Annotated in this window: 26 protein-coding genes and 2 riboswitches; of the genes, 12 read left to right on the forward strand and 14 right to left on the reverse strand. The window is 65.1% G+C overall.

What is annotated here, in order from left to right; genetic code table 11:
* Positions 1–9: 9 nt before the first annotated feature.
* From petB to AC58NV_RS14825, 3 genes are all read right to left on the reverse strand, one after another.
* Positions 10–1,344, reverse strand: coding sequence for a cytochrome b (gene petB, locus AC58NV_RS14815; RefSeq protein ID WP_497227805.1), 1,335 nt, complete (start codon positions 1,342–1,344; stop codon positions 10–12).
* Positions 1,345–1,356: 12 nt separating this feature from the next.
* Positions 1,357–1,917: a ubiquinol-cytochrome c reductase iron-sulfur subunit gene (petA, locus tag AC58NV_RS14820; RefSeq protein WP_366660279.1), complete on the reverse strand. Its 561-nt coding sequence runs from the start codon at positions 1,915–1,917 to the stop codon at positions 1,357–1,359.
* A 212-nt stretch (positions 1,918–2,129) separates the two neighbouring features.
* On the reverse strand, positions 2,130–2,729 hold the full coding sequence (locus AC58NV_RS14825) for a glutathione S-transferase (protein ID WP_497227806.1): 600 nt from the start codon (positions 2,727–2,729) through the stop codon (positions 2,130–2,132).
* A gap of 112 nt (positions 2,730–2,841) precedes the next feature.
* Between AC58NV_RS14825 and AC58NV_RS14830 the strand changes: the two genes are divergently transcribed.
* The gene (locus AC58NV_RS14830; RefSeq protein ID WP_497227807.1) at positions 2,842–3,138 is read left to right on the forward strand and encodes an antibiotic biosynthesis monooxygenase family protein; all 297 of its coding nucleotides are present in this window, start codon (positions 2,842–2,844) and stop codon (positions 3,136–3,138) included.
* Here AC58NV_RS14830 and AC58NV_RS14835 read toward each other — a convergent pair.
* Positions 3,117–3,740 (reverse strand): FMN-binding negative transcriptional regulator, encoded by a 624-nt coding sequence (locus AC58NV_RS14835; protein ID WP_497228152.1) that lies wholly within the window; start codon positions 3,738–3,740, stop codon positions 3,117–3,119. The two genes, AC58NV_RS14830 and AC58NV_RS14835, sit on opposite strands and share 22 nt — an antisense overlap.
* 55 nt (positions 3,741–3,795) lie before the next feature.
* Positions 3,796–3,944: riboswitch (FMN riboswitch) on the forward strand.
* Between the two features lie 79 nt (positions 3,945–4,023).
* Between AC58NV_RS14835 and AC58NV_RS14840 the strand changes: the two genes are divergently transcribed.
* Complete coding sequence (locus AC58NV_RS14840) at positions 4,024–4,461, forward strand: 6,7-dimethyl-8-ribityllumazine synthase (protein ID WP_497227808.1); 438 nt, start codon at positions 4,024–4,026, stop codon at positions 4,459–4,461.
* On the opposite strand, the gene AC58NV_RS14845 is transcribed toward AC58NV_RS14840, so the two are convergent.
* The 3 genes from AC58NV_RS14845 to thiB are packed head-to-tail and all read right to left on the reverse strand — an operon-like array spanning position 4,458 to position 7,646.
* Positions 4,458–5,150 carry a thiamine ABC transporter ATP-binding protein gene (locus AC58NV_RS14845; RefSeq protein ID WP_497227809.1) on the reverse strand — a complete coding sequence of 231 codons (693 nt, stop codon included), beginning with the start codon at positions 5,148–5,150 and terminating at the stop codon, positions 4,458–4,460. The genes AC58NV_RS14840 and AC58NV_RS14845 overlap by 4 nt on opposite strands.
* Entirely contained in the window at positions 5,137–6,693 is a 1,557-nt protein-coding gene (locus tag AC58NV_RS14850) for a thiamine/thiamine pyrophosphate ABC transporter permease ThiP (protein WP_497227810.1), read from the reverse strand. Before AC58NV_RS14850 ends, AC58NV_RS14845 begins: the two co-directional genes overlap by 14 nt.
* Positions 6,669–7,646: a thiamine ABC transporter substrate binding subunit gene (gene thiB, locus AC58NV_RS14855; RefSeq protein WP_497227811.1), complete on the reverse strand. Its 978-nt coding sequence runs from the start codon at positions 7,644–7,646 to the stop codon at positions 6,669–6,671. Before thiB ends, AC58NV_RS14850 begins: the two co-directional genes overlap by 25 nt.
* A gap of 32 nt (positions 7,647–7,678) precedes the next feature.
* Positions 7,679–7,770: riboswitch (TPP riboswitch) on the reverse strand.
* Between the two features lie 227 nt (positions 7,771–7,997).
* Between thiB and aroC the strand changes: the two genes are divergently transcribed.
* Positions 7,998–9,098: a chorismate synthase gene (gene aroC / locus AC58NV_RS14860; RefSeq protein ID WP_497227812.1), complete on the forward strand. Its 1,101-nt coding sequence runs from the start codon at positions 7,998–8,000 to the stop codon at positions 9,096–9,098.
* Positions 9,099–9,163: 65 nt separating this feature from the next.
* Here the strand turns inward: aroC and AC58NV_RS14865 are convergent, their stop codons facing one another.
* A complete protein-coding gene (locus AC58NV_RS14865; RefSeq protein ID WP_366660291.1) occupies positions 9,164–9,580 on the reverse strand; it encodes a MerR family transcriptional regulator in 417 nt (138 codons plus the stop codon).
* A 73-nt stretch (positions 9,581–9,653) separates the two neighbouring features.
* Here AC58NV_RS14865 and AC58NV_RS14870 point away from each other — a divergent pair, with 73 nt between their 5' ends.
* The gene (locus AC58NV_RS14870) at positions 9,654–10,286 is read left to right on the forward strand and encodes a cation efflux transmembrane domain-containing protein (protein WP_497227813.1); all 633 of its coding nucleotides are present in this window, start codon (positions 9,654–9,656) and stop codon (positions 10,284–10,286) included.
* A 47-nt stretch (positions 10,287–10,333) separates the two neighbouring features.
* On the opposite strand, the gene AC58NV_RS14875 is transcribed toward AC58NV_RS14870, so the two are convergent.
* Positions 10,334–11,836 (reverse strand): malonate--CoA ligase, encoded by a 1,503-nt coding sequence (locus AC58NV_RS14875; protein WP_497227814.1) that lies wholly within the window; start codon positions 11,834–11,836, stop codon positions 10,334–10,336.
* Positions 11,837–11,930: 94 nt separating this feature from the next.
* Between AC58NV_RS14875 and AC58NV_RS14880 the strand changes: the two genes are divergently transcribed.
* A complete protein-coding gene (locus tag AC58NV_RS14880; RefSeq protein WP_497227815.1) occupies positions 11,931–12,866 on the forward strand; it encodes a DMT family transporter in 936 nt (311 codons plus the stop codon).
* A 56-nt stretch (positions 12,867–12,922) separates the two neighbouring features.
* Here AC58NV_RS14880 and AC58NV_RS14885 read toward each other — a convergent pair whose 3' ends face one another.
* Positions 12,923–13,627, reverse strand: coding sequence for an SDR family oxidoreductase (locus AC58NV_RS14885; protein ID WP_497227816.1), 705 nt, complete (start codon positions 13,625–13,627; stop codon positions 12,923–12,925).
* 96 nt (positions 13,628–13,723) lie between these two features.
* Here AC58NV_RS14885 and AC58NV_RS14890 point away from each other — a divergent pair, with 96 nt between their 5' ends.
* The gene (locus tag AC58NV_RS14890) at positions 13,724–14,560 is read left to right on the forward strand and encodes a LysR substrate-binding domain-containing protein (protein WP_497227817.1); all 837 of its coding nucleotides are present in this window, start codon (positions 13,724–13,726) and stop codon (positions 14,558–14,560) included.
* Positions 14,561–14,563: 3 nt separating this feature from the next.
* Here AC58NV_RS14890 and AC58NV_RS14895 read toward each other — a convergent pair whose 3' ends face one another.
* The 4 genes from AC58NV_RS14895 to AC58NV_RS14910 all read right to left on the reverse strand — a co-directional run bounded on the left by AC58NV_RS14895 (position 14,564) and on the right by AC58NV_RS14910 (position 17,699).
* Complete coding sequence (locus AC58NV_RS14895) at positions 14,564–14,935, reverse strand: hypothetical protein (RefSeq protein ID WP_497227818.1); 372 nt, start codon at positions 14,933–14,935, stop codon at positions 14,564–14,566.
* A gap of 138 nt (positions 14,936–15,073) precedes the next feature.
* Positions 15,074–16,033 carry an AraC family transcriptional regulator gene (locus AC58NV_RS14900; RefSeq protein WP_497227819.1) on the reverse strand — a complete coding sequence of 320 codons (960 nt, stop codon included), beginning with the start codon at positions 16,031–16,033 and terminating at the stop codon, positions 15,074–15,076.
* 116 nt (positions 16,034–16,149) lie between these two features.
* Positions 16,150–16,620, reverse strand: a complete 471-nt coding sequence (locus AC58NV_RS14905) for an MgtC/SapB family protein (protein ID WP_497227820.1) — start codon at positions 16,618–16,620, stop codon at positions 16,150–16,152.
* A gap of 212 nt (positions 16,621–16,832) precedes the next feature.
* Entirely contained in the window at positions 16,833–17,699 is an 867-nt protein-coding gene (locus AC58NV_RS14910) for a branched-chain amino acid aminotransferase (RefSeq protein WP_497227821.1), read from the reverse strand.
* Between the two features lie 161 nt (positions 17,700–17,860).
* Between AC58NV_RS14910 and AC58NV_RS14915 the strand changes: the two genes are divergently transcribed.
* From AC58NV_RS14915 to dxs, 6 genes are all read left to right on the forward strand, one after another.
* Positions 17,861–18,364, forward strand: a complete 504-nt coding sequence (locus AC58NV_RS14915; RefSeq protein ID WP_497227822.1) for a MarR family winged helix-turn-helix transcriptional regulator — start codon at positions 17,861–17,863, stop codon at positions 18,362–18,364.
* Between the two features lie 6 nt (positions 18,365–18,370).
* Positions 18,371–19,072, forward strand: coding sequence for a response regulator (locus AC58NV_RS14920; RefSeq protein WP_497227823.1), 702 nt, complete (start codon positions 18,371–18,373; stop codon positions 19,070–19,072).
* A 180-nt stretch (positions 19,073–19,252) separates the two neighbouring features.
* On the forward strand, positions 19,253–20,179 hold the full coding sequence (locus AC58NV_RS14925) for a histone deacetylase family protein (RefSeq protein WP_497227824.1): 927 nt from the start codon (positions 19,253–19,255) through the stop codon (positions 20,177–20,179).
* A complete protein-coding gene (locus AC58NV_RS14930) occupies positions 20,176–20,418 on the forward strand; it encodes an exodeoxyribonuclease VII small subunit (protein WP_019297546.1) in 243 nt (80 codons plus the stop codon). Before AC58NV_RS14925 ends, AC58NV_RS14930 begins: the two co-directional genes overlap by 4 nt.
* Before the next feature lie 3 nt (positions 20,419–20,421).
* Positions 20,422–21,303 (forward strand): polyprenyl synthetase family protein, encoded by an 882-nt coding sequence (locus AC58NV_RS14935; protein WP_497227825.1) that lies wholly within the window; start codon positions 20,422–20,424, stop codon positions 21,301–21,303.
* A gap of 44 nt (positions 21,304–21,347) precedes the next feature.
* A complete protein-coding gene (dxs, locus tag AC58NV_RS14940; RefSeq protein WP_497227826.1) occupies positions 21,348–23,276 on the forward strand; it encodes a 1-deoxy-D-xylulose-5-phosphate synthase in 1,929 nt (642 codons plus the stop codon).
* Positions 23,277–23,323: the final 47 nt, after the last annotated feature.

Raw genomic sequence — 23,323 nt, forward strand, 5'->3', positions numbered from 1 at the left:
TCCTTCTTCTTACTCGGCAGGAGTGGCGTCTGCAGAAGACTTCTTGCCGTAGTGGGCGTCGAAATCCTCTTCGATGGTGGCAGGCTGAGCCAGCGGCTTCTCGATCACGCCCAGCAGCGGCAGGATCACGAAGAAGTAGCCGAACCAGTAGGCCGATGCGATCAGCGAGAACGATGCATAGGGCTCTTCCGCCGGCATCGCGCCCAGCCACATCAGGGCAAAGAAGTCGACGATCAGCAGCGCGAACCACCATTTGAACATCGGACGGTAACGGCCCGAGCGCACGTTGGAGGTGTCCAGCCAGGGCGCCAGCGCCATGGCCAGGATCGCGCCGAACATGGCGATCACGCCGAAGAACTTCGCGTCGATGATGCCGCCGGTGATGAAGGAGGCGAACTGCACCACCCAGACCTCGGAGGTGAAGGCGCGCAGGATCGCGTAGAACGGCAGGAAGTACCATTCCGGAACGATGTGCGCAGGCGTCACCAGCGGGTTGGCTTCGATGTAGTTGTCCGGGTGGCCCAGGTAGTTCGGCATGAAGCCGACGATGGCCCAGAAGATCACCAGCACAATGGCCAGGCCCAGGAAGTCCTTGATCACGAAGTACGGCCAGAACGGCAGTGTGTCTTTCTTGGCTTCTTCCTTGGAGCCGCGGCGCACGTCAACACCAGTGGGGTTGTTGTTGCCGGTGGTGTGGAAGGCCCAGATGTGCACGATCACCAGCGCTGCGATCACGAAGGGCAGCAGGTAGTGCAGCGAGAAGAAGCGGTTCAGGGTGGCGTTGTCCACCGCCGGTCCGCCCAGCAGCCAGGTCTGGATCGCTTCGCCGATGAACGGGATCGCGCCGAACAGGCCGGTGATCACGGTTGCACCCCAAAAGGACATCTGGCCCCAGGGCAGCACGTAGCCCATGAAGGCGGTGCCCATCATCAGCAGGTAGATCAGCATGCCGACGATCCAGGTGATCTCGCGGGGCGCCTTGTAGGAGCCGTAGTACAGGCCGCGGAAGATGTGGATGTAGACGGCAACAAAGAACAGCGAGGCGCCGTTCATGTGCAGGTAGCGCAGCATGTGGCCGCCGTTCACGTTGCGCATGATATGCTCAACGGATGCAAAGGCCATGTCGACATGCGGGGTGTAGTGCATCACCAGGACGATGCCGGTGACGATTTGCAGCGCCAGGCAGAAGGCCAGGACGATGCCCCAGATCCACCACCAGTTCAGGTTCTTGGGGGTGGGGATCATGATGGTGTCATAGATCAGGCCGACGATGGGCAGGCGGCTGTGCAGCCACTTCTCTGCGCCTGTCTTCGGCTCGTAATGGTCGTGCGGAATACCGGACATGAGCGCGTTTCCTTATCCCAGCTTGATGGTGTTGGCGTCGGTGAACTCAGCCACCGGCACGTGCAGGTTCTCCGGCGCCGGGCCTTTGCGGATGCGGCCTGCGGTGTCGTAGTGCGACCCGTGGCACGGGCAGAACCAGCCGTTGAATTCGCCGGCGCCGTCGCCCAGCGGCACACAGCCCAGGTGGGTGCAGACACCCATCATCACCAGCCATTCGCCGGCGTCGTCCATGGTGCGGTTGGCGTCCGCAGCGTCGGTGCCCGGCTTGTTCGGGTTTTCCGACCGCGGGTCGATCAGCTCGGACAGCTCCACGGCACGGGCCTCGTCGATCTCTTCCTGGGTGCGGCGGCGGATGAACACCGGCTTGCCCAGGAACATGACCGAGATCTGCGTGCCAACTTCCACGCCGCTGACATCGACCAGGATCGAGGACAGCGCTTTCACGTCGGCGGAGGGGTTCATCTGGTTGACCAGGGGCCATACGGCGGCACCCGCGGTCACTGCCCCGGCGCCGGCAGTGGCGTAGTAGAGGAAATCTCTCCGGGTTCCTTCGTGGTCTTCTGCGTGGGACACGAGGTTTTCTCCAATTCCAGCGCCCGTTTAGGGCAAACATGCGCATGCACCGCGATTGCTCGCAGTGACTCAGGCGCGTGTCTAGCGGGGAGAGAGCCGTTCGTCCAGCGGTCATGGGCGCGCAGAAAGCCGCAGACGGCAATTCTGTCACGCCTGTGTGACAGTGCCGCACCCATATCGGCGCGGCACATGCATGTTTCAAGGGGCCGCGCTCAGGCCGCGGGCGGTTTTGTCGCCTGCATCGCGGGGCGCGATTCGAATTCGGCGAACCAGTCTGCCAGCGCCTCGTTGCCCTGGCGCCAGTTGGTTTCCGGGTGGCGGAAGTCCACATAGGCCAGCGCACAGGCCACCGCGATCTGGCCGATGTCCAGCGGCCCCTGCAGATGGCTCATCCAGCGGGCATTCAGCGCCGCGCAGCCGCCCAGCACCTTGCTGCGCTGTGCATCCAGCCAGCTTTCCCACTGTTTTTCCTCGGGACGCAGCCGTTTTTCATAGGACATCAGCACCGCCGCATCCATGATCCCGTCGGCGGTGGCCTCCAGCACCTTGCTGTCCCAGCCGCCATAGAGCCTGCCGCCCGCGCGCTCATCCAGGTAAGCGCAGATCACCCGGCTGTCATACAGCGCCGGCCCGTCATTGCGCTCCAGCGCCGGAATTTTGGCCAGCGGGTTGCTGGATTTCACATCCGGGCTGGGGTTCAGGGGTGTGGTGGTGACGTCCAGAATCTCGACATCGTCCACCTGCCCGGTTTCATGCAGCAGCACCACAACCTTGCGGGCAAAGGGGGACGCTTGGGAATAAGTGAGCCTCATGGGAAATCCTCTCCTGTTTGGCCGCAGCCTACTGCAAGCCGGGCTGAGGGGAAGGGGCAATCATCACATGTGGTATGCTGGCCACCTGTAAACATTGTCAGGAGGGACGCCAATGATCATGCGGATATTCCAGGTTGTGATCCGGCCCGGCAAGGAAGCCGAGTTCAGCAGATTCTTTCATGAAACCGCGATTCCGCTGATGAAGGGCACAGACGGCATCGTTTCGGTGCTGCCCGGCGCACCGCGGGCCGAAACCCCGCGGGAGTTCAGCTTTGTGATGGTGTGGAAGGATCTGGCCTCGCTCAAGGCGTTTGTGGGCGAGGATTACACAAGCCCGCATATCGACCCGGCCGAGGCCGAACTGGTCGAGTCGCGCACCATCAAGCACTACGACCTGGTTGAGACCTGACGCATCAGCGCCGCCAGTTCCTCCAGCTCCGCACCGATCCCGCCGGCAATCATCTCTGCTGCTGCGGTGCGCCCGGCGTCCGGTTTGTTCTGGCTCAGCTTCCAGGTGCCATCGACGCCCGTGATCCGCATCCGGGCGGGTACAATCATCCGCATCATCCGGTCCAGCGCCGCTGCATCCATCTTGGCCGTCGTCCAGGGCGGCTTCGGTGCCAGCCGCGCCTCATAAAAGGCTGCCTGCCGGTCCAGCAGATCGCGCAATTCCTCAGCCGGGCGCAGCTCCAGTTCCCCGGTCAGATGCACCGCGACATAATTCCAGGTCGGCACCTGGTCCGGCACCCCGTACCAGTCCGGCGAGACATAGCCGTCGGGGCCGGTCACCGCGAGCTTGGCCTGCCGCATCTCCTTCAGCCCCCGCACGATGGGATTGGAGCGCACCAGATGCAGGTCCGCCCATTTCCCGTCCTGCGATATCAGGAACGGCACATGGCTGATCAGCGGTGCCTCCTCCGCGGACACAGCCAGCACGCCAAAGGCGCGTTCCCGGGCAAACGCGAGGTTCTGCGCGGTATCGGCGTCGTGAAAAACCGGATTGGGATGCATGGCAGTCTCCTTCATCGTCACTCTTGAAAATCTGCCCGCCTGTTGGCAAGGTCCGTTTCGTTCTCAGGGCGGGGCGGAATTCCCCACCGGCGGTAAGCGGGCCCATCCCGTAAGCCCGCGAGCGGCTTCCGGATTTCGGAAGTGTCAGCAGATCTGGTGCGACTCCAGAGCCGACGGTCACAGTCCGGATGGAAGAGAACGTGCAGAAGGGCGGCGCCAGGCGTACGCCCGTCTGCTCGTGATCGCCTTGGGTGACGTGTCAGAAGCACAAGGAGATTACGAAATGACACACACCCGCTATGCCTTCATCAAGGCGCAATGGCATGCAGATATTGTCGACCGCGCGCTGGAAGGCTTTCTGCAGCTGATCCCGGCAGAGCAGGTCGACGTGTTCGACGTGCCCGGCGCCTTTGAAATGCCCCTGCTGGCACAGGAGCTGGCCAAGACCGGAAAATACGCCGCCGTGGCCTGCGCCGCGCTGGTCGTGGATGGCGGTATCTACCGGCATGATTTCGTGGCCCAGGCGGTGGTCGACGGTCTGATGCGCGCCGGCATGGACACCGGAGTGCCGGTACTGTCGGTCTCGCTGACCCCGCACCATTTTCAGGAAACCGATCATCACGTTGCCATCTACCGCGAGCATTTCGTTCAAAAGGGCAACGAAGCCGCCAGCGCGGCCCTGATGATTACAAAAACGCGGGAAACGGCACTGGCCGCCTAACCTAAATACGCTTTCAAGGCAGGCGGCGGGTTGTCCAGCAGCTCCGCCGTCTGTTGCGGCGGGTGCGCCATGCCCTCCGCCACCAGCACCACTTGGTCCGCAATCCGGCGGGCATCATTCGGGTCATGGCTGACCATCAGAACCGTTGCCCCGTTTTCACGGGCAAGCTCCGCCACCAGGTCCAGCATCTCAGCCTTCAGCGCCGGGCCAAGCGCGGCAAAGGGTTCATCCAGCAGCAGGATATCGCGCCCCTGCACCAGCACCCGCGCCAGCGCCACCCGGCTCTGCTGGCCTCCCGACAGCGCCGCGGGCTTGCGCCCGCCCATGCCGCCAAGACCGACCCGCTCCAGCGCCGCCTCTACCTGGCGCCACTCCGCCTGGCTCAACCGCAGGTTTGCGTGCAGCCCCAAGCCGACATTCTGCGCCACCGTCAGATGCGGAAACAGGTTGCCGTCCTGAAACAGCATTGCCACCGGCCGCTTGCCCGGCGGACTGCGCGTCAGGTCCGACCCGTTCCACGAAATCCGCCCGCGGGTGACCGGCAGAAAACCGGCAACCGCCTCCACCAGCGTGGATTTCCCGGCGCCGGACGGGCCGATCACCGCCACGCAGGCGCCGGGGCTGATCTCCAGATCCGCCTCCACCGCATAATCGCCGTTCATGATCCGGCAGGTCTCAAGCTTCAGCATGCCAGCGCCCTCCGCGGTCCAATATCCAGAATGCCCCCATCGAGAGCATCAGCAGCAACAGCGCCGCAGCCGCCGCAGCCTCCATCCGGTAGGCCCCCATCAGCCGGTAGATCTGCAACGGCAGCGTTGCAAAATCCGGATCGGCAAACAGCGCCACCACGCCCAAATCCCCCATCGACAGCGCCGCCGCCAGCCCGGCAGCAAATCCCGTCTGCGCCCGCATCCGCGGCAGGTAAACCCGGCGGACAAAAGCCCAGCCCTGCATGTCCAGCGACAGCGACAGGCGGCCATAGCGCGCCAGCACCTCGCGCGCACGCGGCACCAGAATCCGCATGGCAAAGGGCAGCGCCATCACCGCATTGACCAGCGCCGTCACCGGCAGCGCCAGCGCAAAAGGGTCCGCAATGGGATAGATCAGAATGAACAATCCGGTGCCAATCACCAGCGGCGAGGCCGCAAGCCCCAGAATTCCCGACAGTTCGGTCAAGCCGTTCCGCCCCGCCGCGACGGCGGCGGCCATCGGCAAGGCCAGCAGCAGCAGGATCACGGTGCTGAGCGCCGCCACCAGAATGGAATTGCCAGCGGCCTGCCAGACACTGCCTTTCAAGGCAGCCAGTCCCGGCAGACCAGCCAGCACAATCGCCGTCAGCGGCAGCAGCAGAAAGGCAGCGGACAGGATAATCCAGAACCCGTCCAGGCCGCGCGCCAAGGCGCTTTGCCCGTCCCAGCGCCGCACCGCACGGTCAAGGCCGGCGCCAAAGCCCTCCCCTGCCGACACCCGCAGCGCCACCAGCGCGGCGGCGCCGGTCAGCAGCAGCTGCATACCCGACAGCAGCGCCGCGCGGCCCAGGTCGAAATCGAACCGGAACGCCTGATAGATCGCGAGTTCTATGGTCGTCGCCCGGGGACCGCCGCCCAGGGTCAGTGCCACCGCGAAACTCGACAGGCAAATGGCAAAAACAACCGCCAGCGCGCCGGGCGCCACCCGCCGCAGCATCGGCCCTTCCAGCAGCCGCCACATCGCCAGCGGCCCGGCATCCAGCTGCGCCGCCAGGCGGAAGCGTTCGGCGGGGATCTCCTGCCAGCCCTGCAGGATCAGCCGCGTCGCCAGCGGCAGGTTGAAGAAGACATGCGCCAGCACAACCCCGTGCAGCCCGTAGATCTGAACAGGCTCTAACCCGAGGAAAATCAGCCCCTGGCTCAGCCATCCCACCCGGCCGAAGACGGCCAGCAAACCAAGAATGGCAACAATGACAGGCAGGATGAAGGGCGCGCCCAAAAGGGCAATCAGCAGGCTCCGCCCCGGAAACCGGCGCCGCGCCAGCGCGCGGGCGACCGGAATGGCAAGGCCAACGCTCAAGAGCGCCGACAGGCTCGCCTGGGTCAGCGTGAACCGCAGCGCGGCCCAGTCGCTGGCGGCAATCCCGGTGCCGGCCTCGGCCCTGAAGGCAACCGCCCCCAGCGTTCCCAGGATCAGCGCAGCCACCAACAGGGCTGCGCTGATGCCGGGAAAGGCGCTTACTGGCTGAGCGCGTCCAGCCATTCGCCCAGCGCCGCATCGCGCACCTCTGCCGCTTCCGTTTCGCTCAGCAGCAGCGATTTTTCAGGCGCGATCAGGGTATCGAACCCTTCCGGCAGGCCCGCCGCCGGGGTCACCGCCGGATACATCCAGTTGGTGGTCGGGATGATCGACTGGAACGCATCCGACACCATGAAGGCCAGGAACTGGTCGGCCAGCTCCGGCTGGTCGGTGTTCGCCAGTTTGCCGGCAACCTCCACCTGCATGTAATGCCCCTCATCAAAAGATGCCGCTGCCTTGGAGCCGTCTTCCTCTGCAATCAAATGGTAGGCGGGGGAGGTGGTGTAGGAGAGCACCATATCGGCCTCGCCTTCCAGGAACATGCCATAGGCCTCGGACCAGCCCTTGGTCACGGTCACGACGTTGTCAGACAGGCCCTTCCAAATCTCCGGCGCCTCGTCGCCATAGGCGGCCTTGACCCACAGCAGCAGCCCCAGACCCGGGGTCGAGGAGCGCGGGTCCTGAATGACGATCTTCTTGTCGCTGGCAGCCAGCGCCTTGAAATCCGCAGGCGCCGCGGCGTCGGCGTTGTGGACAAAGGCAAAGTAGCCCCAGTCATACGGCACAAATGTCGCGTCGTTCCATTCCACCGGCAGCGCAAACTCGGCGCTCACGGAATGCTCTGCAAACAGGCCGGTTTCCTTGGCCGCTGCGGTCAGGTTGGTGTCGAGACCCAGCACCACGTCCGCGTCCGAGCGTTCGCCCTCCAGCTTGACCCGCGCCAGCAGCGCCGCGCCGTCGCCCGCGCCGACCAGTTTCAGGTCGCAGCCGCAGACCTCCTCAAACGCCTTTTCCACCGCCGGGCCGGGGCCCCAGTCGGAAACAAAGCTGTCATAGGTGTAAACAGTGAGTTCGGGCGTATCGGCAAAGGCTGCCGAAGCGCCGAGCAGTCCCGCTGCAAATGCAAGATGTTTCATGCCATCCTCCTTTGCGGCTTTGGGCAAGGGTGGAGGCTGTCCAGTACCTTCCCTCCGCCGGTGTGATCCGGTTCAGGTTCAACGGGTGTCATCTCAGCGCTGCCGCGCACCCCGAGGTGGCGCGGACATTAGGCCCGGGGCGCAGCAATGACAAGCCAAAGCCCCGCCAGGACCTACGGTTCAGGCAAACTGGACCGCTGCCAGTGCCCGTCCCTAGCTCATCTGGCTGAAAATATCCCGGGGGAGCCGCCGAAGGCGGCGGGGGCAGCGCCCCCCGTGCCCTTTGCCGCAGAGGAATCCGCTTGAGGCACAGGCCCCTGCCCGCTAAGCACAGCGCAAAGGAGACCGCGCATGTCGATGAACAGCTTTGGACACCTCTTCCGCGTCACCACCTGGGGCGAGAGCCACGGGCCTGCGCTTGGCGCCACCGTCGACGGCTGCCCGCCGAATGTGCCGCTGGAGCCGGAAATGCTGCAGCAATGGCTCGACAAGCGCCGTCCCGGCCAGAACAAGAATACCACCCAGCGCAATGAACCGGACGCGGTGAAAATCCTGTCCGGCGTGTTCGACGGCATGTCAACCGGGACCCCGATCCAGCTGATGATCGAGAACACCGACCAGCGGTCAAAGGATTACGGCGAGATCTCCCAGACCTTCCGTCCGGGTCACGCCGACATCACCTATTTCCAGAAATACGGCAACCGTGACTACCGCGGCGGCGGCCGGTCCTCGGCGCGCGAGACTGCCGCGCGGGTTGCGGCCGGCGGTGTTGCACGTGAAGCAATCAAGGCGCTGGTGCCGGGGCTGGAGATCAAGGGCTACATGACCCAAATGGGCGAGCTGGAGATCGACCGCAGCCGCTTTGACTGGGACGCGATCGAGCAGAACGATTTCTGGATCCCCGATGCAGGCGCGGTGCAGGAGTGGGAAGACTACCTGCAAGGCCTGCGCAAGGCGCATGACTCGGTTGGCGCCGTGGTTGAGGTTGTCGCCCGGGGTGTCCCCGCAGGCATCGGCGCACCGGTTTATTGCAAGCTCGACACTGATCTGGCCGCTGCGATGATGTCGATCAACGCCGTGAAAGGCGTCGAGATCGGCGAAGGCATGAATGCCGCGCGGCTGAAGGGCTCGGAAAATGCCGACGAGATTTTCATGGGCGAAAACGGGCCTGAGTATTCGTCGAACCACGCCGGCGGCATCCTCGGCGGCATCTCCACCGGGCAGGATGTGGTGGTGCGTTTCGCGGTCAAGCCGACCTCCTCAATCCTCACCCCGCGGAAGTCGATCCGCAAGGACGGCTCCGCCACCGAGGTGATCACCAAAGGCCGCCACGACCCTTGCGTCGGCATCCGCGCGGTGCCGGTGGCCGAAGCGATGATGGCCTGCGTGATCCTGGACCACCTGCTGCTGCACCGCGGCCAGATTGGCGAAAACCAGGGCCGCATCGGCTGAGGATCAGGCTCTAACAAAGGGGTTTGCCCGGAAATGGTTCGGGCAGATCCTCTCAGCCTGCACCCTCAATCATGCTCACTGGCGCATTGGCTGTGGTCGCCCAGCGCGGTCAGCACCTTGCAGCAGCCGCCGTTGCCGCCGTCACACAAGTGGCTGATCCGCTCCAGCTCGTCGGCCAGGCGTTCCAGCCGGGCGATCCGCGCGCGCACGTTTTGCAGCTGGCTGCGGGCAATCCGGTCGGCTTCGGCGCAGTCATCTCCCAGGTGGCCATCGAGGCCCATCAGTGATTTGATATCCTCCAGCGGAAAGCCGAGGTCCCGGGCGTGTTTGATGAAGCCCAGCGCGTCCATGCCGTCCTGCCCGTAACGGCGCTGGTTGCCGGCATTGCGGCCCGGCTGCGGCAGCAGGCCGATTTCCTCGTAATAGCGGATGGTCGGCACCTTCACGCCGGTGGCCTTGGACAGCTGGCCGATGGAAAACATGCGCAAACCCTCTTGATGCTCTAGTGACTAGAGGCCCTACATTGATCCCGAATCAGGAATGAGGACAAGAGCAATGGCAGGCTGCTGCAATCATGAGGCCCGGTTTGACGGGGTATCGGCGGACTACAAACGCAGGCTTTGGCTGGTGATCGCCATCAACGCCGGCATGTTCGCGGTGGAAATGGGTGCGGGCCAACTGTCCGGCAGCCAGGCGCTGAAGGCCGACGCCTTGGACTTTCTGGGCGACGCGCTGACCTATGGCATCTCGCTGGCGGTGATCGGCGCCAGCCTGCGCACCCGGGCGCTGGCGGCGCTCGGCAAGGGCATCAGCCTGTTGCTCATGGGGCTCTGGGTGTTCGGCTCCACTGTCTACCAGGTTTTCTACGTCGGCGTGCCGCAGGCCCATATCATGGGGGTGATCGGTTTCATGGCGCTGGCGGCCAACCTGATTTCGGTGCTGCTGCTGGCGCGCTACAAGGACGGCGACGCCAATGTCCGCTCGGTCTGGCTGTGCTCGCGCAACGACGCGATCGGCAATGTGGCGGTGATGATTGCCGCGCTTGGCGTCTGGGGCACGGCGACCGGCTGGCCCGACCTGATCGTGGCCGGCATCATGGGCGGTCTGTTCCTGAACTCCGCCTTCCAGATCCTGGTGCAGGCCGTGCGGGAATGGCGCGAGGAAGAGTCGCACGCGGCGGTGCATTGATCCTAATCGCCTGTGCCGCTTGCAGCACAGGCAGCGCCCTTTATCTCTTACGAAAACAGCTCTGCGTATTCCTCGCGCAGGGCTTTTTTCTGCACCTTGCCCATGGTGTTGCGCGGCAAGGCCTCCAGCAGGATGATCTCCTTGGGCTGCTTGAACTTGGCAAGCTGGCCGGAGAGCGCCGTCTTGATCGCCTCAGCACTGGTGCCATCGCCCTCCGGCACCACCACGGCCACCACGCCCTCGCCAAAATCCGGGTGCGGCACACCGATCACCGCGCTTTCCAGCACGCCGGGCAGGTCGTCGATCAGGCTCTCGACCTCCTTGGGGTAGACATTGAAGCCGCCGGTGATGATCAGATCCTTCTCGCGCCCGACAATGGTGACATAGCCATCGGCGTCGATCTTCGCCATGTCGCCGGTGATGAACCAGCCGTCCGGCTTCAGTTCCTCCGCCGTTTTCTCCGGCATCTGCCAGTAGCCCTGGAACACATTCGGCCCGCGCACCTCCAGCACGCCGATCTCTCCACCCGGCACCTCCGCCCCGTCCTTGATGACCCGCGCCTCCACACCCGGCAGCGGGAAGCCGACGGTGCCGGCCCGGCGCTCGCCGTCATAGGGGTTCGACGTGCTCATATTGGTTTCGGTCATCCCGTAGCGTTCCAGGATGCGGTGGCCGGTGCGGGCCTCCCACTGCTCGTGCGTATCCACCAGCAGGGGCGCGGAGCCGGAAATGAACAGGCGCATGTTCGCAGCACGCTCCGGCGTCAGCCGCGCATCCGCCAGCAGGCGGGTGTAGAACGTCGGCACCCCCATCAGCGCTGTGGCCGACGGCATCGCCTCCAGGATCGCATCCGCATCAAACCCCGGCAGGAACACCACCTGGGCGCCTGCAAACAACGCCACATTGGTTGCCACAAACAGCCCGTGGGTGTGAAAGATCGGCAGCGCGTGGATCAGCACGTCGTCCTTGGTGAACCGCCAGGTGTCCCGCAGTGTCAGCGAATTGGACGCCAGATTGTCATGGCTCAGCATCGCGCCCTTGGAGCGGCCGGTGGTGCCGGAGGTGTAAAGGATCGCAGCCAGATCATCCGCCTGCCGCGACACGGGTTCGAACCCGTCCTGAGCCTCCGCCAGATCGCGCAAACTCCCCTGCCCCGCCGCATCCAGCGTCAGCACCCGCGCCGCGCCCGCAATCGCGGTGATCTCTTCCAGCCGCGCCGGATCGCAGACCACCACGTGCGGAGAGGCGTCGCCCACGAAATAGGCGACCTCCGGCCCGGTGTAGGCAGTGTTCAAGGGCAGGAAAATGCCGCCCGCCATGACGGTGCCAAGGTACAGCTCGATCGCCTGAATGGTTTTCTGGACCTGCACCGCCACCCGGTCCCCGGGCTGCACGCCCTGGGAGGTCAACGCCGCTGCCATCCGCTCCGCTCCGGCAAAAAGCGCGCCGAATGTGATGCTGCTGCCGCCCGGAAGCCGGGCAAAAACATCCTCCTCGCGCCCCAGCGAGGACTCACGCAGCTGGCGGATCAGGTGGTTGGCGTCATACATCGGCGGCTCCTTCATCTGGCGGCGCCATTTGCGCGCCTTGACCCGCCGAAATCAAGCCATTGATCTTTGCGGCGCTTGGGCGCAGGGTCGCGCCATGGCAAAATCCTTAACATCGCATCGGCCTGTGCTGGCGGTCCTGCTGAAAGTGACCGCGATTGCGCTGTTCACCGCGCTGTCCGGGATCATCAAGGCCACCTCGGAAACCGTGCCGGCAGGCGAGGCGGTGTTCTTCCGCTCCTTCTTTGCGATTCCGGTGATCGTCGCCTGGCTGGCGGCGCGTGGCCAGCTGCGCCAGGGGCTGATCACCAGGAAACCGATGTTTCACGTGTGGCGCGGCCTGGTCGGCACCTCAGCGATGGGGATGACCTTCATGGGGCTGGCGCTGCTGCCGCTGCCGGAGGTCACCGCCATCGGCTATGCCACCCCGATCTTCACTCTGAGCCTGGCGGCACTGTTTCTGGGCGAGACCATCCGGCTGGTACGCATCAGCGCCGTCGCCATCGGCCTCTTGGGCGTGCTGATCATGATCTGGCCGCGCCTCGGCGGCGACCTCGGCGATGGTGCCATGCTGGGGGTGCTGCTGGTGGTTGGCGCCACTGTCGCCCGCGGATTTGTGCAGATCCACATCCGCCGCATGGTGCAATCGGAGCATACCGCGGCCATCGTGTTCTATTTCTCGCTGACTGCCTCGGGACTCGCATTGCTGACCGCGCCTTTCGGCTGGGTGATGCCGGACGCGCAAACCGCGGCGCTGCTGGTCAGCGCCGGGCTGGTCGGCGGGGTGGCGCAGATCCTGGTCACCTCCTCCTACCGGTTTGCGCCGGCCTCAATGCTGGCGCCCTATGACTACGCCTCGATGATCTTTGCCATCGTGATCGGCTATGTCTGGTTCGATGAATGGCCGACGCTGGTGATGCTGGCAGGCGCGGCGCTGGTGATTGCCGGCAATGTGCTGGTGATCTGGCGCGAGCACCGGCTGGGCCTTCGGCGCGGCAAGGCCAAGCCACTGATCGACCCGAAGGGCGGGTAGCAGGCTCTAATAAAGGCAAATAGCAAGAATTGAGCCTGCACCCCGCACCGGCCGGTTCAGATCGCGCGGGTCAGCCCCCCGTCGACACGGATGTTCTGCCCGGTGGTATAGGCCGCATCATCCGAGGCCAGATAGGCCACCAGCGCTGAGATCTCGCGCGCTGTGCCATAGCGGCCCATCGGGATCCGCGCCTTGCGGTCTTCAGTCTCCGGCAGGCTGTCGATGAAACCCGGCAGCACATTGTTCATCCGCACGCCTTGGGCCGCAAACTTGTCGGCAAACAGCTTGGTGAAACTCGCCAGCCCGGCCCGGAACACGCCGGAGGTCGGGAACAGCGGATCCGGCTCAAACACCGCGAAAGTGGAGATGTTTATGATCGAGCCCTTGCCCTGTGCTGCCATGATCGGCGCCACCAGCCGCGAAGGGCGGATCACGTTCATCAGGTAATATTCCATCCCCAGATGCCAGTCGTCGTCGCTGATCTCCAGGATATCGCCCTTGGGCCCGTGGCCCGCGGAATTGACCAGCACATCGATGCGGCCCCAGCGGTCCATCGCCTTGTCCACCAAAGCCTGCAGATCGCTTTGCTCCAGGTTGGAACCCGTGTGGCCCACCCCGCCCAGCTCCTGCGCCAGGGCCTCGCCCTTGCCGGAGGAGGAGAGGATCGCGACCTCATACCCCTGCTCATGAAGGTGGCGGGCGGCATCCGCGCCCATGCCGCTACCCGCGGCGGTGAAGAGAGCAACTTTGGTCATATCCATACTCCTTTGCTTGCCCACAGGATGGCTGACCGGGCCGCGCTTGACCAATCATGTCTCATCGCGCCAGACTGTAGGAAATCTACTGGCTGAGATCCGATGCGCCTTCCCAACCTCAACGCCCTGCGGATGTTCGATGCCGCCGCCCGCCACCTGAACTTCGGCCGCGCGGCGGAGGAGCTGCACCTGACTCAAGGAGCCGTGGCGCAGCAGGTGCGGCGGCTGGAGGCGGATCTGGGCCACAAGCTGTTCCACCGCCACGCCCGCGGGCTGTCGCTGACCGACACCGGGCGCAGTTATCACGCGCCGGTGCAACAGGCGCTGGCGCTGATCCGGGAGGCAACGGATAAACTGGCCCCTGCGGTTCAGCGGGTGACCCTGTCAGTGCCGCCCTCCTTTGCCTCAAAATGGCTGGTGCCGCGGCTGCCGGAATTCGAGGCGCGGCACCCCGGTATCGACCTGCGGGTGGTGGCGGAGGAAAGCCTGACGGATTTCAAGCGCGACGGCATCGACATCGCCATCCGCCAGGGCGGCAAACCGCAGGAAAGCAGCCTGAACTCCGCGCTCCTGTCGCTGGTGGATCTGGTGGCGGTGGCACGTCAGGATTCGGCTCTAACCGATGAAGAATCTCCCGGATTGGCAGATCTTGCCCTGCACACACTGATCCAGGACGGGCACCGGCACTGGGACCTGCTGCTGCGCCAGGAAGGGATCAGCGCGGAGGGCCGGGTCCTGCAATTCAACCAGACCGCGCTGGCGATGGATGCGGCAGTGAACGGCCAGGGCATTGCCCTGGTGCCGCGCATTTTCCTGGGCAGCCAGCCACTAAAAGTGCTGTGGCAGGCCCCGCGGCTGGGGGATCAGGGCTTCTACGTGCTGTGGCCCAGCGCTCAGGGCCGGGCCAAGACGGTGGTGGACTGGCTGCTGCGCCAGTAGGGATCAGGCAGAGGCGGCCTCAGTCTCTTCCGGCGCGCTGAGAGAGATCACCGCAACCACCGCGGCCCCGTTCAGCCAGTAGAAGGCCGCATCCAGCCCGGCAAAACCGAAGAGGAAAGGTGCCGCCAGAAAGGCGAGGCCGACAATCAGATCGACGGCCAGATGCAGCTTGTAGGGCAGCACCCGGATCAGGCCGAGGTGGTGGTCGGTCAGCACCGTCAGCGCAAAGGCGGCGATGCCGGTGGCCACCGACAGCCACAGCGCCAGCGGGGTGCTTTCGCCGAGGCCCAGCAGGAACGGCAGCCCCATCAGGGCGATGGCCACCGGGTAGTCGAGATAGGCGTGGATGGTACGGGTCACAAAGCGGAGGGGCATGGGTCAGGTCCTTGTTACTGAGGTCTCTAAGCCGCAATTGCGGCCCCGGCCCCAGATTGCCTCAACAGGACTGGACGATGAATTTCCGGAACGCCTAGAATCATTGCAGATCGTTCAGGATACCCGGCACATAGCAGGTCAGGCAGCGCTGTGCTGCTGCCGGTAGGCCGCCGGGGACATGCCGACCTGCTTGCGGAACACGCGGGAGAACGCCGCCTCGGAGGCATAACCTGCAATCTCGGCCGCATCCGCGACGTTCAGGCCCTGCTCCGCCAGCCCCTGGCAGGCGATCTGCATCCGCCAGCCGGTCAGGTACTGCATCGGCGTCACGGCCATCTTGGCGGTGAACTCCTGCGCAAAGGCGGTGCGCGACATGCCGGCCTCCCGCGCCAGGCCCTCCACACTCCACTCCTGCGCCGGCGCCTGATGAAACGCGCTCAGCGCGCGGGAAAGACGCGGGTCGGCAAACCCCGCCAGCGCCGACCCGCTGGGGCTCTGATGCTCCAGATAGGCGCGGATGGCCTGGGCAAACAGCACCTCGGAGAGTTTCAGCGCAATCAGGTCGCCGCCGATACGGGCGCCCTGCACCTCGGAGCCGATCATCCGCAGCGTGGCCTCGATCCAGGCGCCGGCTTCCTCGCCGTAGTTCTCGATCACGATATAGGGCGGCAACCGGTCGATCAGCATATGCCCGGCGCCGCGCCGCCCCGGCATGGCGGCAAAGGAGAAATGGCCGCAGATCAGCTGGGTGTCCCGGTCCTCTACGGCGCCGCCGTAAACCAGCACCCCGCCGCCGTCATACCCCGCATCCTGCAGCACCTGCTCCAGCGGCAGCGCCTCCAGCGGCTGCACCTCGTTGCATAGCAGCATATGCGCCGCACCATGCGGGATCAGCACCAGGTCGCCCTGCTTCAGCCGCAGGGTTTCGCCACTTGCAGGCACATGCACCTTCAGTTCGCCGCGCTGCACGAAGTGGAACCGCGCCACATTCTCATACGGCGGCACCTGGATCCCGAACGGCGGGGTAAAGGAGGTGCGGAAATAGAGCGTCCCCTTCAGAGACAGCCGGGTGAGAATATCGCTGAGCAGATCCAACATGCCTTGCATGTTAGGCGGCAGGCATCCCGCGTCCATGGTGCCGGACGATCTGCAAGGAAATGTGAACGCTCAGGCAGGTGGACCCGGAGACCTCAGGACACCCTGACCGGGTGGCGTCAATCGCTGATATCCGGCCGGTCCTTGCTGCCGCGGCTGCTCATCAGGCGGCTCATCGAGAGGATTGCCGCAGCCACCGCGGCCAGCAGTACCGCATGAACATAATAGCCCAGCCCGGACGCCATGCCGACTCCGCCGGCCACCCACAGGCTGGCCGCGGTTGCCATGCCGCCGACCCGCTCGTCGCCGTGAATGATCGCACCGGCGCCCAGAAATCCGATCGCGCCGACAAGCCCCTGCATGATGCGGGTCGGGTCGGCCCCCATTTCAAGGCTCAGCGCCTCCATCGACATCTCCATGGTGATCAGCGTAAAGCCCGCCGCCCCAAGCGAGACAATCATGTAGGTCCGCATGCCCACCTTGCGGTGCCGCAGCTCCCTATCCAGACCCAGCAGCCCCCCGGCGGCCACGGCGCAGATCAGCCGCAGCCCCAGCTCAAGATAGCTCACATAGGCAATGCTCAGGTCCATCGTGTTCCTGCTCCTCCTTGGCGGGCAGCAGCACGCAGCCTGCCCCGGAATGGCTTTTCAGCAATAAGCCCGACTATGGCACAGTGCTGAAAAAATTGCAGGAAATCGGCATTGGCGGCCAGATACCGCCGCAATCAGGCCGCCAATAATACAGCCGCAAAGCAAAACCCCCGCACGATGGCGGGGGTTTTCATCTGGCGTCGGCCGGGCGCTTATGCGCGGACCAGCTTCTCGTAGTCTTCGGCGATCTCGCGGGTCAGGGCGCCGACTTGGAACTTGTAGGGGCCGATCTCGCCCACCGGGGTGACCTCGGCAGCGGTGCCGGTCAGCCAGCACTGCTCGAAGCCTTCCATCTCTTCCGGCTTGATGTGGCGCTCGTGCACGGTGATGCCCTTGTCCTTCAGCATCTGGATCACGGTCTGCCGGGTCAGCCCGTTGAGGAAGCAGTCCGGCAGCGGCGTGTGCACTTCGCCGTCCTTCACGAAAAAGACGTTGGCGCCGGTCGCCTCGGCCACATAGCCGCGGTAATCCATGAACAGCGCATCCGAGCAGCCCTTGGCTTCCGCCTTGTGCTTGGAAATGGTGCAGATCATGTAGAGGCCCGCCGCCTTGGCGTGGACCGGAATGGTTTCCGGGCTCGGACGCTTCCATTCGGCGATGTCGAGCTTGGCGCCCTTCATCTTGGCGTCGCCGTAATAGGCGCCCCAGCCCCAGACGGCGACGGCCATCCGCACCGGGTTGCGGGCCGAGGCAACGCCCATGTCCTCGCCTGCGCCGCGCCACACCAGCGCCCGCACATAGGCGTCCTGCAGGCCGGAGGCTTTCAACGCCTCTTCCTTGGCCGCCTCGATCTGGTCGACGGTGTAGGGCATCGGCATGTCCAGCGCCTCGGCCGAGGCGATCAGCCGCTCGGAATGCTCGCGGCTCTTGAAGATCTTGCCGTTATAGGCGCGCTCGCCCTCGAACACGGAGGAGGCATAGTGCATCGCATGGGTCAGGATATGCACCTTGGCATCCCGCCAGTCGACCAGCTCCCCATCCATCCAGATCACACCGTCGCGGTCGTCGTAACCAGCCATGCCGCACCCTCCTGAATTCTGCGGTGATTTTCATTTGTTGCGCAAGTTAAGGCCGGAGCGGACATAATCTTGCGCCAAAGCTGCGATTCGATACATCTTCACCCTTGGAATGTCAACAACACTGACATAAACTGACCGCAAGACAGACGAGGGGGCACCACATGCCTGAGGGCCGGACAGGGCAGGGATATGGCAGCGAAAGCCTGCTGTTTCTGACAGATGAGCAGCTGCGCCAGGGGATCGAGGCAATGTTCTTTGCCTACCGCGGCTTTACCGCCGATCCGGACCGGATCCTGGCCGAGATGTCCTATGGCCGGGCGCATCACCGGGCGATCCATTTCATCAACCGCTCGCCGGGCACCACGGTGAACAATCTGCTCAGCATCCTCGGCGTCACCAAACAGTCGCTGAACCGGGTGCTGCGCACGCTGATCAGCGACGGGCTGGTGATCAGCAAGGTGGGGGAGCTGGATAAGCGCGAGCGGCACCTGTACCTGACCGATCAGGGCGCAGCGCTGGAGGCAACGCTGTCCGATGCCCAGCGCGCCCGGATGCGCGCCGCCTACAAGGACGCCGGCCCGGAGGCCGTGCAGGGCTTCAAGACGGTGCTTGAGGCGATGATGGACGCGGACATGCGCCGCGCCTACGCCAAACTGCGGGACTGATAAGGCATGAGCATGCACGACGCCCATCTGCTGATCGTCGATGACGACGAGCGCATCCGCGGCCTCTTGAAGAAATTCCTGATGCGCTCCGGTTTTCTGGTGACCGCTGCACGTGACGCCGCCCATGCGCGCAGGGTGCTGGCGGGCCTCGATTTCGACCTGATCGTCATGGATGTGATGATGCCGGGCGAGGACGGCATTTCGCTGACCCGCGCGCTGCGCGAAACCATGGCCACCCCGATCCTGCTGCTGACCGCCAAGGGCGAGACCGAGGACCGGATCGCCGGGTTTGAGGCCGGGGCGGATGATTACCTGCCCAAACCTTTTGAGCCCAAGGAACTGCTGCTGCGGGTCAACGCGATCCTGCGGCGGATGCCGGACACCGTGGCGCAGGAGGCGGCGCCCAAGGTGCTGCATCTGGGCGCCATCCGCTATGACATCGAGCGCGGCGAGATGTGGCAGGGCGATGAGCTGATCCGCCTGACCGGCACCGAGAGCCAGCTGATGAAGATCTTCTCGGCCCAGCCCGGCGAGCCGGTGAGCCGGACCAAGCTGGTCGAGGATCTGGGCCGCGACCGCGGCCAGGCGCAGGAGCGCGCGGTGGACGTGCAGATCACCCGGTTGCGCCGCAAGATCGAGCCGAACCCGAAACAGCCGCAATACCTGCAAACGGTGCGCGGCGCGGGCTATATGCTGGCGCCGGACTAAGTTCGTCCCGCTATCTTCCTGCCTGAAGTATCCGCGGCAGTGCCCTCATCTGTTCCGGCCGCGCCGGTGCACAGGGGGTGCACGCCCGGTGCACGCGTGTCACCCCCCGGTTTTCCCTTGCAGCCAGACACCGCCCGCTCCTAGTGTCGCGCCAAGCCCCGCAGCCGGAGGAACGCGCCCATGACCACCGCCCTGATCACCCACGCGGATTGCCTGAACCACGTCACTCCCGAAGGCCACCCCGAACGGGTTGCCCGGCTGGAGCACATCCTGCACGCGCTGGAGCCCTTGGACTTGAAGCGGGTCACCGCCCCGATGGCCGCCGATGATGACATCCTGCGCATCCACCCGGCTTCCTATCTCTCGGACCTGCGCAAGGCCTCCCCGGCAGAGGGCTGGGCGCAGATCGACGGCGACACCTTCATGTCCCCCGGCTCGCTGGACGCCGCCTTCCGGGCGGCCGGTGCGGTGGTGCGCGGTGTCGACATGGTGCTGGGCGGCGAAGTGCAGAACGCCTTTGCGGCGGTGCGCCCGCCGGGGCATCACGCGGAAACGGATACCTCCATGGGTTTCTGCCTGTTCGGCAATGCCGCGCTCGCGGCAAAACATGCGCTGGACCACCACGGGCTCAGCCGCGTCGCGGTGGTGGATTTCGACGTGCACCACGGCAACGGCACCCAGGATCTCTTGTGGGACGAACCGCGCGCGCTGGTGATCACCAGCCAGCAAATGCCGCTCTGGCCCGGCTCCGGCCGCCCGGATGAGGACGGCGCCCATGGCCAGATCCTCAACATGCCGCTGCCGCCGGGATCAGGCCGGGCAGAGATGCAGGCAGCTTATGAGGACCAGGCCTTCCCGCGCCTGCGCAACTTCAAACCGGAGCTGATCATCATCTCGGCAGGCTTTGATGCCCATCAGGACGACCCGCTCGCCAGCCTCAACTGGGCGACCGCGGATTTTGCCTGGCTCACCGCCGAACTCTGCAAACTCGCTAGTGAACTGTGCCAGGGCCGTATCGTCTCGACTTTGGAAGGCGGATATGATCTGAACGCGCTGGCCGCGGCTACCCGCGCGCATGTGGAAGAATTGATGAAGGCACCGGCATGACTGAGACCCCCGTAGACCAGATGAGCTTTGAACAGGCGATGCGCGAGCTGGAAGGCGTGGTGGACCAGCTGGAGCGCGGCGACGTGGCGCTGGACGCCTCGATCGCGCTCTATGAACGCGGCGCCGCGCTGAAGAAACGCTGCGAGGATGAGCTGAAACGCGCCGAGGAAAAGGTCGCCGCGATCACCCTGGACGCCAACGGCACCCCCAAGGGCACCCAGCCGCTGGACGCCGGCTGAACCATGACCGCCGCAGACACCCGGACACGCCCCTTTGCGGAGGCGCTGAAAGACGCGCAAGGCCAAATCACCGCGCATATGGAGATGCGGCTGGCGGGTAGCGACGCACTGCACGCCGCGATGCGGTATGCCATCACCGGCGGCAAGATGCTGCGCGGCTTCCTGGTGCTGGAGAGCGCCCGCCTGCACGGCGTCCCGCAAGACGCCGCAATCGAGGCGGCGCTGGCGATTGAATGCATCCACGCCTACTCCCTGGTGCACGACGACCTGCCCTGCATGGACGACGACGACCTGCGCCGCGGCCAGCCCACCGTGCACCGGAAATGGGACGAGGCGATGGCGGTGCTGGCAGGCGACAGCCTGCAGACATTCGCCTTTGAATTGCTGGCGGACCCCAAGGTTGGACCCCACGCGCTGGCGCTGATCCGCGGTCTGGCGCAGTCCTCCGGCAAGGACGGTATGGTGTCGGGCCAGATGCTGGACATTGCTGCAGAAACCGCAGACGCGCCGTTGACGCTGGAGCAGATCACCAAACTGCAAGGCCGCAAGACCGGCTGCCTGATCGAATGGTCCGCCACCGCAGGCGCCGTGCTAGCAGGCGGCGACCCGGCACCGCTGCGGCAATACGCACGGGCCCTCGGCCTTGCCTTCCAGATCGCCGACGACATCTTGGATGTGGAAGGCGATGCCGCCAAGGTCGGCAAAGCGGTGCGCAAGGACGCCGATGCCGGCAAGGCGACCTTTGTCTCGCTCTTGGGGCTGGCAGAGGCAAAAGCCCGCGCACAATCGCTTTGCGATGACGCCTGCGCTGCGCTGTCACCTTATGGTGACGACGCCGCAACCTTGAAGGAAGCCGCGCGTTTCGTTATTGCGCGCGACAGCTAACCCCGCGCGCCACGCCGCTAAAAGGCGCAGCCCAAGGAGACACCATGTCCGACCGGCCCAAGACCCCGCTTCTGGACCAGATCACGCGCCCTGCGGATCTGAAGGGGCTGACGGATGCCCAGCTGGTGCAGGTGGCCCACGAGCTGCGGCAGGAAACCATCTCTGCCGTCTCTGTCACTGGCGGCCATCTGGGCGCCGGCCTCGGCGTGGTGGAGCTGACCACCGCCCTGCACGCAGTCTTTGACACCCCGCGGGACAAGGTGATCTGGGACGTCTCCCACCAGTGTTACCCGCACAAGATCCTGACCGGGCGCCGCGACCGCATCCGCACCCTGCGGATGAAGGACGGGCTCAGCGGCTTCACCAAACGCTCCGAGTCGCCCTTTGACCCCTTCGGCGCCGCCCACAGCTCCACCTCGATCAGCGCCGCGCTTGGCTTTGCGGTGGCGCGCGACCTAGGCGGTGTGATCCCCGAAGGCAACGGCGACGCCATCGCGGTGATCGGCGACGGCTCGATGTCGGCCGGCATGGCCTTTGAGGCGATGAACAACGCAGGCCACCTGGGCAAGCGGCTGTTCGTGATCCTGAACGACAATGAAATGTCGATCGCCCCGCCGGTGGGTGCACTGTCCTCCTACCTCTCCCGGCTTTACGCAGGCGAGCCGTTCCAGGAACTGAAGGCCGCCGCCAAGGGCGCCGTCTCGCTGCTGCCCGAACCCTTCCGCGAAGGCGCCAAACGCGCTAAGGACATGCTCAAGGGCATGGCGGTCGGCGGCACCATGTTCGAGGCGCTTGGTTTCTCCTACCTCGGCCCCATCGACGGCCACGACATGGACCAGCTGCTGCCCGTCCTGCGCACGGTCAAGGCCCGCGCCACCGGCCCGATCCTGATTCACGTGCTGACCAAGAAGGGCAAGGGCTACGGCCCCGCCGAGCGCGCCCGCGACAAGGGCCACGCCACCGCCAAGTTCGACATGGTGACCGGCGAGCAGAAAAAGGCGCCCTCCAACGCGCCCTCCTACACCTCGGTCTTCGGCAACGAGCTGGTGAAGCACGCCGCCAAGGACGACAAGATCTGTGCCGTCACTGCGGCGATGCCCGATGGCACCGGCCTCAGCCTGATGGCCGAACGCTACCCCTCGCGCTGCTACGACGTCGGGATTGCCGAACAGCATGGCGTGACCTTTGCCGCCGCGCTGGCGGCCGGCGGCATGAAGCCGTTTTGCGCGATGTATTCAACCTTCCTGCAGCGCGGCTATGACCAGGTGGTGCACGACGTGGCGATCCAGCGCCTGCCGGTGCGCTTTGCCATCGACCGCGCCGGCCTTGTGGGTGCCGATGGTGCAACCCACGCCGGCTCTTTCGACATCGGCTTCATGGCCAACCTGCCCGGCATGGTGGTAATGGCCGCGGCGGACGAGGCTGAGCTGGTTCACATGGTCGCCACCGCTGCCGCCCATGACGACGGCCCCATCGCCTTCCGCTACCCGCGCGGCGAGGGCGAAGGCGTCGAGATGCCGGAAACTCCGGAAGTTCTGGAAATCGGCAAGGGCCGGATGATCCAAGCCGGCAAGCGCGTCGCGCTCTTGTCCTTAGGCACCCGTTTGGGCGAGGTCCGCAAAGCTGCCGAGGCGCTGACTGCCAAGGGCATCACCCCGACCATTGCCGACGCCCGTTTCGCCAAGCCGCTGGACCGCGACCTGATCCTGCGGCTGGCCGCGGACCACGAGGCACTGATCACCATCGAGGAAGGCGCGGTGGGCGGTTTCGGCTCCCACGTGGCGCAGCTGCTGGCAGAGGAAGGTGTGTTCGACAGCGGCCTCAAGTACCGCTCGATGGTGCTGCCCGACACTTTCATTGACCAGGCCAGCCCGGCGGATATGTACGAGATCGCAGCCATGAACGCGCCGCAGATCGAAGCCAAGGTGCTGGAGGTTCTGGGCGTGGCGACGATTGGCGAGAAGCGGGCTTAAGCTAATCCAACATCAGGCCGGAGCCTGTCCGGGGGGTGGCGGGCGCG

This window comes from Leisingera sp. ANG49, assembly GCF_059694505.1.

Coding starts and splice junctions, on each gene's coding strand:
- AC58NV_RS14930 (WP_019297546.1), top strand. CDS start 20,176: ATGACTGAGACCCCCGTAGACCAGATGAGCTTTGAACAGGCGATGCGC.
- AC58NV_RS14830 (WP_497227807.1), top strand. CDS start 2,842: ATGATCATGCGGATATTCCAGGTTGTGATCCGGCCCGGCAAGGAAGCC.
- thiB (WP_497227811.1), bottom strand. CDS start 7,646: ATGAAACATCTTGCATTTGCAGCGGGACTGCTCGGCGCTTCGGCAGCC.
- AC58NV_RS14825 (WP_497227806.1), bottom strand. CDS start 2,729: ATGAGGCTCACTTATTCCCAAGCGTCCCCCTTTGCCCGCAAGGTTGTG.
- AC58NV_RS14915 (WP_497227822.1), top strand. CDS start 17,861: ATGCCTGAGGGCCGGACAGGGCAGGGATATGGCAGCGAAAGCCTGCTG.
- dxs (WP_497227826.1), top strand. CDS start 21,348: ATGTCCGACCGGCCCAAGACCCCGCTTCTGGACCAGATCACGCGCCCT.
- AC58NV_RS14840 (WP_497227808.1), top strand. CDS start 4,024: ATGACACACACCCGCTATGCCTTCATCAAGGCGCAATGGCATGCAGAT.
- AC58NV_RS14850 (WP_497227810.1), bottom strand. CDS start 6,693: ATGGCTGGACGCGCTCAGCCAGTAAGCGCCTTTCCCGGCATCAGCGCA.
- petB (WP_497227805.1), bottom strand. CDS start 1,344: ATGTCCGGTATTCCGCACGACCATTACGAGCCGAAGACAGGCGCAGAG.
- AC58NV_RS14835 (WP_497228152.1), bottom strand. CDS start 3,740: ATGCATCCCAATCCGGTTTTTCACGACGCCGATACCGCGCAGAACCTC.
- AC58NV_RS14895 (WP_497227818.1), bottom strand. CDS start 14,935: ATGCCCCTCCGCTTTGTGACCCGTACCATCCACGCCTATCTCGACTAC.
- AC58NV_RS14925 (WP_497227824.1), top strand. CDS start 19,253: ATGACCACCGCCCTGATCACCCACGCGGATTGCCTGAACCACGTCACT.
- AC58NV_RS14905 (WP_497227820.1), bottom strand. CDS start 16,620: ATGGACCTGAGCATTGCCTATGTGAGCTATCTTGAGCTGGGGCTGCGG.
- AC58NV_RS14885 (WP_497227816.1), bottom strand. CDS start 13,627: ATGGATATGACCAAAGTTGCTCTCTTCACCGCCGCGGGTAGCGGCATG.
- AC58NV_RS14870 (WP_497227813.1), top strand. CDS start 9,654: ATGGCAGGCTGCTGCAATCATGAGGCCCGGTTTGACGGGGTATCGGCG.
- aroC (WP_497227812.1), top strand. CDS start 7,998: ATGTCGATGAACAGCTTTGGACACCTCTTCCGCGTCACCACCTGGGGC.
- AC58NV_RS14935 (WP_497227825.1), top strand. CDS start 20,422: ATGACCGCCGCAGACACCCGGACACGCCCCTTTGCGGAGGCGCTGAAA.
- AC58NV_RS14880 (WP_497227815.1), top strand. CDS start 11,931: ATGGCAAAATCCTTAACATCGCATCGGCCTGTGCTGGCGGTCCTGCTG.
- AC58NV_RS14920 (WP_497227823.1), top strand. CDS start 18,371: ATGAGCATGCACGACGCCCATCTGCTGATCGTCGATGACGACGAGCGC.
- AC58NV_RS14900 (WP_497227819.1), bottom strand. CDS start 16,033: ATGTTGGATCTGCTCAGCGATATTCTCACCCGGCTGTCTCTGAAGGGG.
- AC58NV_RS14875 (WP_497227814.1), bottom strand. CDS start 11,836: ATGTATGACGCCAACCACCTGATCCGCCAGCTGCGTGAGTCCTCGCTG.
- AC58NV_RS14845 (WP_497227809.1), bottom strand. CDS start 5,150: ATGCTGAAGCTTGAGACCTGCCGGATCATGAACGGCGATTATGCGGTG.
- AC58NV_RS14865 (WP_366660291.1), bottom strand. CDS start 9,580: ATGTTTTCCATCGGCCAGCTGTCCAAGGCCACCGGCGTGAAGGTGCCG.
- AC58NV_RS14890 (WP_497227817.1), top strand. CDS start 13,724: ATGCGCCTTCCCAACCTCAACGCCCTGCGGATGTTCGATGCCGCCGCC.
- AC58NV_RS14910 (WP_497227821.1), bottom strand. CDS start 17,699: ATGGCTGGTTACGACGACCGCGACGGTGTGATCTGGATGGATGGGGAG.